A 13,665-nucleotide genomic window follows, 5' to 3' on the forward strand; every position below is an offset into this window, starting at 1 on the left:
AGTAGGTAATTCCATATTTACTCTGACTAACGATAACCCATGACGCAAAACAATGACGACTTCTCCCCATCTAAACAACCCATCGTTTGTTTAACCAGCCTATCTCATTCTGGGTCAACGGTATTCTCAATGGCATTAGCGTGTCACGAAAACCTCATATCGCTTGGAGAAATATATCAAGTTTTACGGATGGGCCCGACCTATTGGCTAAATAAGCAAGCGCATCTTTGTAGTTGTGGCGCCCCCGCTGACAAGTGCGAATTTTGGCAACCTGTATTATCGAAAATGCGAAGCTTAGATATCGTAAACCCTGCAAAGCCAAATTATTATCCAGATGCTTACGCTACTGTGCTCTCTCAATTTTCTAAATTATATGGTAACAACTATCAACCCATAGATACCTCTAAGGGCGTAAAACATCTAACGTTGCTGGCGGGCTCTGAGACTATTGATGTTAGAGCGCTATTTTTGATCAGAGATGTTCGCTCTTACGCAAGCTCGCAAGCAAGGTTAGCCCGGTCGCAGCCTCGCAAAGGATTAAAAAAGGTAAAGGGCCACTATTGGTATCAGATGATGCGATGGCTAAGCGACAATAAGAAAAGGGAATCTCTCTTAAACCAACTCGCTTTGCCCTTCGAAGTGGTAGGTTACGAACCGTTTTGTTTCAACCCCAGTGAAACGCTAGACAACGTTTACGACTTTTTAGCGTTGTCAAAAACTCCACCTAACGAAAACCTAGGAAAATCGACACATCATGTGTTATTCGGCAACCCAATGCGAAATTGTGAAACACGTAAAGCTGAGATTAGATATGACGACCGGTGGTTTAGTGAAACCAACTACATGTTAGCAGCCGCACTTATACCTACCTTAATGCAATATAATCAAGCGCGAGTATATGCATCAAGTCAATAAGCGCCCTCGTCTAGTTGCAAGCCAGCTTTAAAGGTATAATAGAACATTAAGATTAAACACGTTTTGGCCACCTACTGAACTAGTGATTAACCGTGTGCAATGCAGCAACGACACGATAAAGCATAAGCTCAGCATTCAACAAATCGATATTGGTTTCTATCGCTTTCATTTGCGCCTTTATTTCATTGGATGCCCTAGCGTTTAGCGTAAACATATCACTGTCGCCCGCGTCGAAACGTTGAAGCTCCATACTTGATAGTAGCTTGGCGAGTTCTGCATTTTGTTGCTGTAAACTAGCGATCTCTTTTGCTTGCACCCAATACTCATAAGCTTTTTCGAATGCTTGCTCGATGGATTGCTTGCTAGATACATACTTGTGTTCGAGCTCTCGTCCCTTCGACACGAGTTTAACTTGCTCAGCTTTTGCCTTTCTATTGCCTAGCGGATAGGAAAACGCCAAGGCCACTTTGCTCTCTGTACCGTCAAGTGAATTAGGTCCGCTCCCGATATCTCGTGCCAAAGACGCCTTAAGGTCAAGTTTCGGCAACAGCGCATTTTTAGCCAAGACTTGCTTGTTCTGAACCACCGTTTTACTCATGCGCAATAACGCTAACTGAGGGTGCTGAGTAATTTGTTTATGTAGCTGACTTATTTGCGAAGTACTTAGGCTAAAAGGCCAATGAATATCTGCCGATAATTTAGTTTCTGTTATCGGTATCATTTCACCTTGAGTATCGCGCCAATAGTAAGACAAGGTTCGGGCATGTGCATTTCGTTTTTGCTTCAACTTAGCCACTAATAAACGCTGTTCTAAAATATTCGCTTTAAACTCGGTAAGCGTGGCCCGAGCTAGATCGCCTTTTTCAACCCGAGTAGATAGTGCACGTTCACGTTCAGCAGCGCGGCTCAATAATGATTCCACCGATGTAACCTGCAACGCGCTCTCATACCATAACAAATACTCGGTTAACCCTTTGTGTAAAAAACTATTCAGCAAGTCTTGCGCTTCAGCCTGCCATTGCTGTGCAGCTAACCTTGCATTTCTTACCCCTACTCTTCGTTTATCGACTTCTCGGTTCTTTAATAACGAAAGTGAAATTCCTACGCTGGCCTCCCCGCCAGAGAGGGTTTCATATTCTTGTTCGTAAACAGGAAAGTCACCATCAGACACACGGTACTCTGTATAAACTGAAGCGTTCAACGACTGAAGCGGCTTTATCGCGCGTTGCTGTAGTGCCAAACCATCGTAATAACCACTTACTCTGCTAGATGTTTGTTGCTCTATAAAAGGGTCGAACTCGCTAAGCGCAATATCGATATCTGCACCGCTTTGAATTTCACCTTCAGCAATGGCTTGAGTATAAGGATGGTGATACTGCATTGACTCGATAAGCTCAGTTACCGTTGGCAGAGCTGCGGCTACTGCGCAGCTCATCACAGAAACGGTCAATGCAAAGGCAAACGTAACAACATGTAGTTTTCTCATGCTATCCCTTACCAACTCGACGTTTTAGTTTGAGATGATTCGGGATCAGCGGTTTGCTGGGGAGGAAAGTTATTCAGTTGTCGCCACAGTTCATAGCCCAACTTCACTTCCTCTAACAATACCCACGCTTTAACGCGGCTTCCTAACCGCGTAGCGCTTTCTTTAGGCCATGGTACGTCATCTGCATCAGGCATTATCCACACCTGAAACGTACCAGCGGTACTTGCCACCGGCTCAACGTAAACCACCTCGCCACCGAATGTGCCTATAGAACTACCCGGCCACCCGCTAAATTGAAACACTGGCCAGCCTTCAAACTGTAAACGCGCCTTGGCACCCTTTTTAACTAGTGGCGCATCTAGCCCTGTTACCGTTATACGTATACTACGTTTGGCGTTCAAAGGGATAAACTGCCCTAACACCGCCCCTGCTTTTACAAACGTTGAGACTCCACCAGAGTAAAGCCTAATAATAGTGCCATCTACAGGCGCCACTTTTGTTTGAATAGACTGACGCGATAAACTCATGCTTACATCGTTGATGGCAGATAGAGAGCTTGCCGCCTTAGCTTTTAACTCCTGCACCTTTATTTGCGCTGCTTCTACATCTTTGCGAGACACTAGCCCCTGCTCTTGTAAGCCCATTTGACGTGCTAAATTATTTTCAGCGTTAGCTACTGCAGTTTCATTAGCTTGATGCCCCGCTTTTGCCGCCGCTAGTTGAGATTGCAATTTCTCTAATCGGCCAGCGTCGGTATCAATTAACGTGACGATAGGGTCGCCCGCCTTTACTTGCATACCTTCTCGTACATGCCATTGCTTTATTTGCCCATCAACTAAAGCACTAATCGCCTGCGTTCTATCGACGGGATCTAAAGAGTCGACCATTCCTGTGCCGTAGGCCGTTTGCATCCATGGTGTAAACCACAGAATAAGCGAAGCACACACCACCATCGCTAACACCAATCCACACACCACTTTATGAAGCTTCGGAACATGTAGTGAAGATAAAGAACTGACATTATCTAAAAATCGCTTTTCTGCACTATTCATCATTTGCTCCTTCCTGCGACACGTTTTGGCTAAGAACGCTTTCTTTTGCAGGTTCAGCTGCCACTACCTCGGCACTGTCTTTTAGATAAATAACACCGTCCAAACAATGAGCTTCAGGTGTGTTGGTAAAATAAAGTACCGTACAACTAAGTTCAGACAAACGGTTTAACAACCGTAGCCGCAGTGCTAGCGGAATAGCGTCGAAATGTTGATTAATGATAAGCACTTTGGGCTCTTCAATAATGACTGCGGCCAGCTTTAACAATAAGAATTCTAGCGGCTGCAATGGCGCCCCTAATACCGACACCTTAGAATCAACCCCGTTAGGCAGCGCATCAATAACGGTATCTAATTCAACAGCCGCCAAAGCAGCTCTAATTTCAGCAAAGCTCGCTCTTGGGTTTGCCAGTCGTAAATACTCTTCGATGGAACATTCAACGATAAGAGAGCGGTCTAGCGTATTAATTGCTTGGCGTAATTCATAGGTATCGAAATCATACAAGCTTAAGTCACCAAGCAGTAGCTCACCTTTTTGCGGCTTTTCGTAGCGCTTCATTAGCCCAATAAGTTGCTTTTGAACCCAACTCTTATTCGTAGTAATGAAGTACTTACCACCCGCTTCAATTTGCAAATCTATTAAACAGGTATCGCTACCATGGGTGAGGTGTAACTTATTAAAAATTAACTGCGAAGAGTTTGGCACCCGATCTGCTTTTTCGTTAACGACTTCTTGCGGAATAACCAGGGCAGAACCTATCTTTTCAGCGGCGCCATACAATTCATAGTAAAGCTTTAAATATTGCGTAAAACGCGACAACCCGAAGAATACCGCAGACATTATTAATTCTGCTGCGACCAACTGACCGATAGATAACTGGCCTTGTACCACCAGCACACCGCCAATACCTAACAGTGCCGCACTGGCAAACGCATAAAGCAGTAAAAACATTACCACTTGGGAAAAGGTGTAATGAAAGTGGTTTTTATGTTTGGTGATGTAATTATTAATGAAGGTATCGGTACTTCTACCCGCATATTCAACATGGTCAGCCGATTTAAAAAACTCATGGGCCGCAGCAATGTCGTTTAGCCATTTGGCCGAATCGTACTTTGCATGAGAAAGCTCGATAGCAGAGCGTTTGGCCCCCGTACCCCATATTTTCCATATGGCATACATCACCAATATAAGTACTAAGTTAAACGCAAATAACATGGGGTGATAAAATGATACTAGCGTAAAGCCCACCAGCATTTGCAATACCAACGCGAACCCATCCACCATAAGTGAAGGCACATTCTTCTGAAAGGTCATAATGTCGAAGTAACGCTGAGTAATATTGGTATTTTGTCTGCCTTCAAAAAAACGATGCTCCGCCATAATGGTTTTTAAACTGATCATAGCGGTAAGGCGTGCATAAACTTTGCGTTCGTAATATTCCATAATGCGCATTCGAAGCGCACTAAAAATACCCGATACGAAGAGTGTTAGAAACAGCACAATAGCAAGTATGACAACCGAGCGAACAGAGCCAATATTAGCAATACTATTAATCAATGTTTGTACTGCAATAGGCACAGCCAACGTCATTAAACTAATAGCAACACCATAAGCTATGGCAACCCAGAAAAAACCTGACTCTGGCTTTAAAATAGCAAACAAGGTTTTCCTCGTTGCGTGTAAATTAATGACTTTTCCCATAATTCCTTCAATAGCGCCGAGTGATACTTCGCATTTTATCTAGTGTAATTCAAATAAAAGAATACTAAACCTGTTATATTCTTATTAGTTCATCGTAAAAACCTTACTTATGCATCACCTCAACTATCATCATCTCTACTACTTCTATTTAGTGGCTCGCGAAGGCAGCATTGCGCAAGCCGCTAAATTACTTCACGTTACTCCTCAAACCGTTAGTGGGCAACTAAGTACTTTTGAAAATCAAATTGGTTACCCGCTTTTCGATAGGGTTAATAAACGCCTATATTTGAATGATAAAGGAAAAGTAAGCTTTCAATATGCCAGTGAGATCTTTCATAAAGGCCATCAGCTAGCAGAAATACTAAACGCCGGTGATGAAGTAAATACTAAAGAATTTGTGATTGGTATTACTAATGGTATACCTAAAGTGCTTTTTTATGACTTCGTTCATGACACTATGCGCAATTTTGCTAACGTTAAATATGTTATTAAAGAAGATAGCTTCGATGGATTACTTAAAGAACTCGCAATTAATGCAATTGATTTCATTGTGGCCGATAGGGGGATTGCTCCGGGCTCACAGGTGAATGCTAACAGTCACTTTCTTGGAGAAAGCGCGCTAAGCTTTTTTGCCAAAGCGCCCCTTTCCAACAGTCAGACATTCCCTGATTGTTTAAATCATATGCCATTGCTGATTCAGGGTAATACATCCGGTATTCACCACGCGTTAATGAGTTGGCTAGAAACAGAGCAACTCTACCCAAAGATAGTAGCAGAGTTTGATGACACCGCACTGCTAAAGCTATTTGGTAGCGAGGACTTCGGCGTGTTTTGTGCGCCGTCGGCCATATCAAATCATGTGGAAGCACAATACGGTGTGTATTGTATAGGGCAGGCTCACTCGCTGAATGAAAGGTACTATGCGATTACGGGGAAAAGTCGAGTAGATTTTACTATTACTGAATCTATTATTAAGGCGGCACGCATTATCTTAGGTTACTCACAAAAGCTTATAGATGCTTAGTTGGAATGAACTTTGAGATTTTAAATACAAAAGAAAGCCGAGCATGTGCTCGGCTTGAGTCATAGTTCCGATAACAACAATACGTTATTGATCAAGCTCTAGTGATGAAACTGACCTATTGTTTTGTGAGTCTGGGGTATTAAGACCATTAATTTCCGTATTTCCCCAAATCTCTGGATAAGCTTCCTCTAGGTTTAGTGGCATAAAGAAGTTAAGCCTTGGAACTGTACCAACTGGCTCAACGCTGTACCCGTCGCTATAGTTGATAGTACCTACTTGATATTCAATGGTAGCCATTAACCCTGAATCTGTTACACCAAGTAGTTCCCACTTAAAACGACGCTGAAAGACAAACGCACTGTTCTCTCTAAGACCATCTAGCGTTAAAAGGTCCCCCTCTTGCTGCCACTGAAAGTTATAGAGCGCACTGTCATCTACAAAACGAGAAACAGGTAAGTCTGGCTCAGAATAATCTATCTCGGCAAAAACCCTACCGGCAGTACCATCACTATCAAAGTAGTAACTCCACAAATCTTCCGCTAGTGGTAAATCATTAACAAAAAGCGAAGCGCTCAAGGTAGAAGCCCAAACCTTTGGTGGCGTAGACGTTACATCAAAACTCTCAGGTAAACTGAAGTCGATACTATGCATATCAGCCGCATACTTTATTACGTTTCCGGCCTCTTCATATTCGTACACAGCAATTAAGTAATCATTCTGCTTTTTGAACGGTGTTACAGTAAATGATTTACCATTTACAGATAAACTAATTGTACCGCTGTCGAAAGCCCAACTGCCCTGAGTACCAAACAGACGAGAAGTGACCGTGTTGTCATCGTTAAAAGTAAGGTAATCGCTTATCATACCTTCCAGAGAAACCGGATTGCCTTCTTGGTCGTTTAAGCTGTACTCAAACTCACTGTTATAGGCGACTACCCAAGGAGATGCCAACACGTCTTCACCAGAAAGCGAAATGGCTTCAGAAGTATCACTGTAAATGGAGGTATAAGTTTGAGGATACTCTGTGACAAACTTAGGCGCTCCATAACTCTCATCAACCGCTGGCGTTATCGTTAGCTCTATAACTTGTGATACCTGGGCAATCGCATTGCCACCATTTTCGTACACTAATTCGAAACTCTCAGAAACCGGGCTTTTTTCTATTCTCCATTGTGCAGAGTAACCTTCTTCATCTGCTGCAAGAATTTGCAATACTGTTTCTTCATCGAAGTATTCAAGGTAGTTCGATGGGCTTAGCGGAAATTCAAGGCTTGGGGTTGCATCTGGGTTCACCACTACAAGCACCCCATCATCTACCGACCAACTAACACTATCTGAAAAAATGTTGTAGTAGTTTTCGGCTGACGATTTGCTTCCTGTTCCATCGTCATTGAATGTATAAACCGCCGAACCTTTAGTCGCTAGGTACGCTCCTGCGTTATAGGTTGCAAAGGTTTTGCCTGCTACCGATGATTCACTGTAGCTTTGTTGAAGCGTGTCATCTTCTAATGTTTCAACACGGGCAGTGTTAATTGCATCGGCGAACGCATCGGCATAGGTACCGTCTTCGTTTATCAGCCCTAAATCATTTAAATAGGCACGAATGGTAGTGAGAATGTTTTCTTCACTGTTGGCAAAGAATGAAACCGTATCCGTACCATCAGGTAACGAAAAATCTTCATTGTCAGCAAGTACCTTTATAAAGCTTGCAAGGCCTAACACTTTCTCAAAATCGGCTTCAGCGACATATACGTCAAAGCTTGCTTCCCCGCCGTCGTTTACATACTCAGTGTACATAATAGAAAGCGCGGTGCTTACATGGGTGATTTTACTTTCTAAGAGCAGTGCATCTGAAAGCTCGTTAGTATCGTTCTCACTTGCAAGCGCGCTTAAATCTAAGAAATTACCCACCCGCGACACTAAACTTACATGTGCCTGATCACCCACCCCGTTAGCGTTAAGCACTAAGTAACCAGGGTTTTCACTTACAAGAATTGGAAGTGAATACCTGCCATTGCTATCAGTAGTTGCAGTCGCTAGAACGTCACCATTATTGTTAGTAGCAGTAACCGCTCCATTGTTTAAAGGCGCATCGGTTGCAATACCAGAGATTGTGACAGACTGTTGGTTAGTGATCGTAACCGTTGAACTTGATGACAATTCACCATCGGTAACTTCATACGAAAAGCTCACATCGCCCATTGCTTGCGCTGAAGGCGTATAAACCAATGTATTGTTTGTAATGGTGACTTCGCCGACATCAGGCGTGCCGACTGCAGAAATAGTAAGCGCATCACCATTTGGATCGCTGTCATTCGCTAACACGTCAACAGTAACAGCTGAATCGTTCAACGTGGATGCAGCATCAGCAGTTAGAATGGGAGCTTGGTTTTTTTCGTCTGAACCACCGCCGCAGGCAGAAAGAAAAGTTGCACTAACAACAAGCGCAATAATGCTATGTTTCATTACTCAACGTCCTTATCAATTTTTATAGTTTTTATAACAATACCATTTAATTTCCAACGCATAATAGCTTATGAAAATTCGAAATGCATTACTAAGTAAATGGAATGTAAATGAATGGCACTGATAGAGATATAGGTAAAAAGCGTAAGGTACTGTTTAAATTGGAAATAAAAAAACCAGCTTGATAGCTGGTTTTTTGTGTTCGAAAGCGAGTTACTGTTAGTCAGCGCCAAATAAATCGCGGCTGTACACTTTCTCTAATACGTCTTCAATGTCTTCTGTTACGCGGTTAGCAACTAATACAGGGCAAGGTCGTGTAGGTTTTACTAGTATTGAATCTGTTATTAAGGCCGCGAAGCATATACTTGATAAGGCTAAGTAGACTGAAAATGATGGCATCCTAAAGCTAAAGTCTACGTTGTGAGTTACTCTAGCATTTCAATCTTTTAGTAAGTTAGTATACTTGCAAAAAACACTTCAAAAAAACCAAGGAAAGCTTAATGAAACCAGTTATTCTCGCTGGAGGCACTGGAAGCCGGTTATGGCCTAAGTCTCGCGCAGCACTCCCTAAGCAATTTTTATCACTTACCTCTGATAAGACAATGATTCAGGAAACAGTTTCGCGGCTAAACGGCTTAAGTCATGACGCTCCTATTATTATTTGCAACGAAGCTCACCGCTTTCTTGTTGCAGAACAAATGCGCCAGATAGATATTGAAGACAGCGATATTATCTTAGAGCCAGTGGGACGAAACACTGCTCCCGCTATTGCGCTTGCTGCACTTAACGCAACGGAAAATGGTGAGGACCCTGTACTGTTGGTACTTGCTGCCGATCACCTCATAAAAGACTCAAAAACCTTTCAGGCCAAAATTAAAGATGCTGAAAAACTCGCTTTAGAAGGCAAGCTTGTTACTTTCGGTATAGTACCTACCGAAGCGCATACTGGTTACGGATACATCAAATCTGGTGACAGTGTTAACTTAGGCTTTAAAGTTCGCCAGTTTGTAGAAAAGCCAGATTTACCTACCGCAAAGCAATATGTCAACTCTGGAGAATATTTCTGGAATAGCGGTATGTTTATGTTTAAAGCAAGTACATACCTTACAGAGCTTAAAAAGTACAACCCCGAAATTTTAGCTATATGTAAGAAAGCCACATCAGAGACTCAACGCGATTTAGACTTCATTAGAATTCAAGAAGATATTTTTAAAACATGCCCTGACGACTCAATCGATTACGCTGTAATGGAAAAAACCGAGAGTGCAGTAATGGTTACATTAGACGCCGGTTGGTCTGATGTAGGAAGTTGGTCATCTTTATGGGAAACAGGTGAGAAAGATGAAAGCGGCAACGTTGTGGTTGGCGATACCTTATTGGAAAACACCAAAAACAGCTATGTAAACTCAGAGCACAGATTTGTTTCCGTTATTGGATTGGAAAATGTTGTGGTGGTAGAAACAAAAGATGCCGTGATGGTAGCGAATAAGAACGACTCACAACACATTAAAAACGTAGTTAATCATCTTAAGTCAAATAAACGCCCTGAGTTTGAATTTCACCGAGAAGTATTCAGGCCTTGGGGAAGTTACGACTCAATAGACAATGGTGGCCGCTTTAAAGTTAAACGTATTACGGTAAAACCAGGTGAAAAGCTTTCGGTTCAAATGCATCATCACAGAGCTGAGCATTGGGTTGTAGTGTCTGGCACGGCCAATGTCACGGTAGATGATAATGTGAATTTATTAACTGAAAACCAATCAGTCTACATTCCAATCGGCGCAGTGCATTCGTTGGAAAATCCTGGCAAGATCCCCCTTGAACTTATCGAAGTTCAATCAGGCGCATATTTAGATGAAGACGATATTGTTCGCTTTTCGGATAGATATGGCCGAAGCCCAAAATAAGCAAAGAGTCATTCAACTGACTTGAGCTAAAAACAAAAAACCAGCGATATAGCTGGTTTTTTTTCGTGTTCGAAAGCTAGTTACTGTTAATCAGCACCGAATAAATCACGGCTGTACACTTTATCTAATACGTCTTCAATGTCTTCTGTTACGCGGTTAGCAACAATTACATCAGAAATAGATTTAAACTCTTCTAGATCTTTAATTACGCGAGAGTGAAAGAAATCGTCTTCGGCAATTACTGGCTCGTAAACCACTACCTCAATACCCTTCGCCTTAATACGCTTCATGATGCCTTGAATGGCACTTGCTCTGAAGTTATCAGACCCAGACTTCATGATTAAACGGAAGATACCCACCACTTTAGGCTGTCGACTCACGATAGAATCGGCGATAAAGTCTTTACGGGTGCGGTTGGCATCAACAATAGCCTGAATCATGTTGTTAGGCACTTCACTGTAGTTTGCCAACAACTGCTTAGTGTCTTTAGGTAAGCAGTAACCACCATAACCAAAGCTTGGGTTGTTGTAGTGATCGCCAATACGTGGATCTAATCCAACACCTTCTATGATTTGTTTCGTGTTAAGACCACTACGCTCTGCATAGCTATCTAGTTCGTTGAAGTAAGCAACACGCATAGCTAAGTAAGTGTTAGCGAAAAGCTTGATAGCTTCAGCTTCGGTACTGTGAGTGAAAAGTACATTAATGTCTTCTTTAATAGCACCTTGCTCTAGCAATGCTGCGAATTTCTTTGCGCGTTCGCTTTGCTCACCCACAATGATACGGCTTGGGTACAAGTTATCGTAAAGGGCTTTACCTTCACGTAAGAACTCTGGTGAGAAGATAATATTTTCAGTGCCATGGCGCTCTTTTGCTTCAACAGTAAAACCTACTGGAACGGTAGACTTAACCACCATTACCGCATTAGGGTTTACTCGCATAACCTCTTTAATTACCGCATCTACTGAACTGGTATTAAAGTAATTGGTTTGTGCATCGTAGTCTGTAGGCGTTGCGATAATGACAAACTCGGCATCTTTATAAGCAAGTTCAGTATCTAACGTTGCTTTAAGGTTAAGCTGCTTGTTATTTAGATAGTCTGTAATTTCTTTATCTTCAATAGGAGACTTTTTGTCGTTCAGAAGATCCACTTTCGCTGGTACTACATCAACCGCAATAACTTCGTTGTGCTGTGCCAATAAAACTGCGTTCGATAAACCTACATAGCCTGTGCCTGCAACGGCTATTTTCATGCTTTGTGGTGTGCTTTCCATAATTTCGTTTTCTCCGTAACTAGAAGCAATGACTATAAATTATCAATATGAAGCTAATAAAACACTCTGCTCTTCTTTTGTCTTAAGCGCAAAGTTTTCGCGTTTCAGCGTTAAATTAGGGTTATATGCAGGGTCATGTTTAATAACATGAGACCACTTTGTTTGTAGATATTCAAGCTCGCGATTAAACCGAGCCGCCTTTTCAGGCGAAATATCTAAACCGCGACTGACCGACTCATGATGATATAGCTCAGCCTCGGCACAATACAAGTTTCTAACCCCCAACTCTCTTACCCGTAAACAGAAGTCGACATCGTTAAAGGCCACCGCGAGATTTTCTTCGTCTAGGCCACCCACTGCACCAAAATGGCTACGCTTTACTAACAGACATGCCGCAGTAACCGCACTGTAATTTTGTGTTGCAGCAAGTCGTTTCAAATACCCAGGATGATAGCGTGGGAAATATTTATGAGCGTGACCTGCTCCACCGCCGTAGCCGAGAACTACGCCAGCATGCTGTATACGGCCATCTGAATAAAGTAATTTAGCCCCTACGCAACCTATATCTTCACGCATCACATGGCCAGCCATATAAGTTAGCCAGTCAGGGCTAATAACTTCAATATCATTATTTATTAACCCTACTACTTCTCCTTTAGCATGTTTTACGCCAAAGTTGTTTATCGCTGAGTAATTAAAAGGTCCAGGGTAGTTTAAAACGCGAACTTCTGGGAGTTCTGCTAATGTTTCAAAATAACGAATGCTCGCGTCTTCATCGGAACCATTATCAATGAGAAGAATTTCATAATTTTTGTAGATGGTTTTTTCACGGATGGAATCTATACACGCCTTTACTAACTCTTTGCCATTTTTAGTGGGGATTATTAAAGATACCAATGGCTCGTTAAGTGTTTTCCACAGCACGCAGTTAACTTTTTGATGTTTTGAAAAGCTCGACACCGCACTACCCTGTGAATTCAAATCATCAGAGATTGAAAGCAATTCGTTTTGCTCACGTTTGACCGAATTTTCTGAATGCACCAAGGTATATGGAATATGCGAGATAGTAACCGTTGATTGCTTTTGCCAAGCAGTGGTAACTAATTGAGCAATAGTACTAACATTGTTCACGGCTAATACATCTGATATCTCTGGCGAAATCAGCACGCCCGTATTTATATAAGCAGTCGAGAGTTGCAGATCTGGATTCCAATCAGGTAGAAACTTAGGGCTTGTTAATACCCCTTTCTGATTCTTTTCATCGGTATCGCAATAAGCAATATCGGTTTGTTTTGCCACTGCAATAAATTCATTTAGTGCAAACTTCGAAAGCGTGTCGCCGGATTTTATGAATAGAGTAGAATGAGATGAATCGCATGCCCCGAGGGCTTCAGATAGAGACGCTACGCTTTCAACATCTTCGTATTGCGAAGCCGTCACTTTACCAACTACGAACACTTTCTTAATTTGACTTAAATAGCGTTGCAAATCTTTTTGTGTGGTGGCTAGAAAGTCAGTTCCTACTACTACCACATTAATTTTTTCTTTATTACTTTCAGAAAGGTTCTCGTATTTATCGCTTAAAGCCCTATCCTGAAGCTTTAAGTAATGCTTATACATTGCCATGCGCTTCTTTTTACTAGGGAAACCATAGAAGAGTCCTGAGCGCTGTAGAGAACGGCTATATAACTCAGTGAGTTGAGCATTTTGTTTAAGCTTTTGTTTCACTGACAAAGGCAAAAGCCCTACCGCACCTTTCACGGTAAGCATTGCAAACTTCTTCATACTGCGTAGGTACCCCGGATAAACAGAAAAAGGCCGCTAATAAAGCGGCCTTCAAGT

Annotated in this window: 9 protein-coding genes; 3 read left to right on the forward strand and 6 right to left on the reverse strand. The window is 42.2% G+C overall.

What is annotated here, in order from left to right; translation table 11 throughout:
- The first annotated feature begins 39 nt into the window (after positions 1–39).
- On the forward strand, positions 40–915 hold the full coding sequence (locus AMBT_RS18480; RefSeq protein WP_148259128.1) for a hypothetical protein: 876 nt from the start codon (positions 40–42) through the stop codon (positions 913–915).
- A gap of 79 nt (positions 916–994) precedes the next feature.
- Here the strand turns inward: AMBT_RS18480 and AMBT_RS18485 are convergent, their stop codons facing one another.
- Genes AMBT_RS18485 through AMBT_RS18495 form a run of 3 tightly spaced genes read right to left on the reverse strand, consistent with a single transcriptional unit; the run spans position 995 to position 5,152 of the window.
- Positions 995–2,401, reverse strand: coding sequence for a TolC family protein (locus AMBT_RS18485; RefSeq protein WP_013786172.1), 1,407 nt, complete (start codon positions 2,399–2,401; stop codon positions 995–997).
- An 8-nt stretch (positions 2,402–2,409) separates the two neighbouring features.
- Positions 2,410–3,453, reverse strand: coding sequence for an efflux RND transporter periplasmic adaptor subunit (locus tag AMBT_RS18490; protein ID WP_041452620.1), 1,044 nt, complete (start codon positions 3,451–3,453; stop codon positions 2,410–2,412).
- Positions 3,446–5,152 (reverse strand): ABC transporter transmembrane domain-containing protein, encoded by a 1,707-nt coding sequence (locus tag AMBT_RS18495; protein WP_013786174.1) that lies wholly within the window; start codon positions 5,150–5,152, stop codon positions 3,446–3,448. Before AMBT_RS18495 ends, AMBT_RS18490 begins: the two co-directional genes overlap by 8 nt.
- Before the next feature lie 109 nt (positions 5,153–5,261).
- On the opposite strand from AMBT_RS18495, the gene AMBT_RS18500 reads away from it, so the two are divergent.
- Positions 5,262–6,176: a LysR family transcriptional regulator gene (locus AMBT_RS18500; RefSeq protein ID WP_013786175.1), complete on the forward strand. Its 915-nt coding sequence runs from the start codon at positions 5,262–5,264 to the stop codon at positions 6,174–6,176.
- Positions 6,177–6,260: 84 nt separating this feature from the next.
- On the opposite strand, the gene AMBT_RS18505 is transcribed toward AMBT_RS18500, so the two are convergent.
- Entirely contained in the window at positions 6,261–8,642 is a 2,382-nt protein-coding gene (locus tag AMBT_RS18505) for an Ig-like domain-containing protein (RefSeq protein WP_013786176.1), read from the reverse strand.
- 500 nt (positions 8,643–9,142) lie between these two features.
- Here AMBT_RS18505 and AMBT_RS18515 point away from each other — a divergent pair, with 500 nt between their 5' ends.
- Positions 9,143–10,549, forward strand: a complete 1,407-nt coding sequence (locus tag AMBT_RS18515; RefSeq protein WP_013786177.1) for a mannose-1-phosphate guanylyltransferase/mannose-6-phosphate isomerase — start codon at positions 9,143–9,145, stop codon at positions 10,547–10,549.
- A gap of 86 nt (positions 10,550–10,635) precedes the next feature.
- Here the strand turns inward: AMBT_RS18515 and AMBT_RS18520 are convergent, their stop codons facing one another.
- Together AMBT_RS18520 and AMBT_RS18525 are read right to left on the reverse strand one after the other, a co-directional pair.
- Entirely contained in the window at positions 10,636–11,823 is a 1,188-nt protein-coding gene (locus tag AMBT_RS18520) for a nucleotide sugar dehydrogenase (RefSeq protein ID WP_083820169.1), read from the reverse strand.
- 42 nt (positions 11,824–11,865) lie between these two features.
- Positions 11,866–13,608: a glycosyltransferase family 2 protein gene (locus AMBT_RS18525; RefSeq protein ID WP_041452622.1), complete on the reverse strand. Its 1,743-nt coding sequence runs from the start codon at positions 13,606–13,608 to the stop codon at positions 11,866–11,868.
- Positions 13,609–13,665 lie beyond the last annotated feature (57 nt).

The sequence above is a fragment of the Alteromonas naphthalenivorans genome (assembly GCF_000213655.1).
GTDB classification, from domain to species: domain Bacteria; phylum Pseudomonadota; class Gammaproteobacteria; order Enterobacterales; family Alteromonadaceae; genus Alteromonas; species Alteromonas naphthalenivorans.

What these genes read in the sequence shown, in the direction of transcription:
- AMBT_RS18490 (WP_041452620.1), bottom strand. Translation starts at nt 3,453, where the DNA reads ATGAATAGTGCAGAAAAGCGATTTTTAGATAATGTCAGTTCTTTATCT.
- AMBT_RS18515 (WP_013786177.1), top strand. Translation starts at nt 9,143, where the DNA reads ATGAAACCAGTTATTCTCGCTGGAGGCACTGGAAGCCGGTTATGGCCT.
- AMBT_RS18480 (WP_148259128.1), top strand. Translation starts at nt 40, where the DNA reads ATGACGCAAAACAATGACGACTTCTCCCCATCTAAACAACCCATCGTT.
- AMBT_RS18520 (WP_083820169.1), bottom strand. Translation starts at nt 11,823, where the DNA reads ATGGAAAGCACACCACAAAGCATGAAAATAGCCGTTGCAGGCACAGGC.
- AMBT_RS18500 (WP_013786175.1), top strand. Translation starts at nt 5,262, where the DNA reads ATGCATCACCTCAACTATCATCATCTCTACTACTTCTATTTAGTGGCT.
- AMBT_RS18505 (WP_013786176.1), bottom strand. Translation starts at nt 8,642, where the DNA reads ATGAAACATAGCATTATTGCGCTTGTTGTTAGTGCAACTTTTCTTTCT.
- AMBT_RS18525 (WP_041452622.1), bottom strand. Translation starts at nt 13,608, where the DNA reads ATGAAGAAGTTTGCAATGCTTACCGTGAAAGGTGCGGTAGGGCTTTTG.
- AMBT_RS18485 (WP_013786172.1), bottom strand. Translation starts at nt 2,401, where the DNA reads ATGAGAAAACTACATGTTGTTACGTTTGCCTTTGCATTGACCGTTTCT.
- AMBT_RS18495 (WP_013786174.1), bottom strand. Translation starts at nt 5,152, where the DNA reads ATGGGAAAAGTCATTAATTTACACGCAACGAGGAAAACCTTGTTTGCT.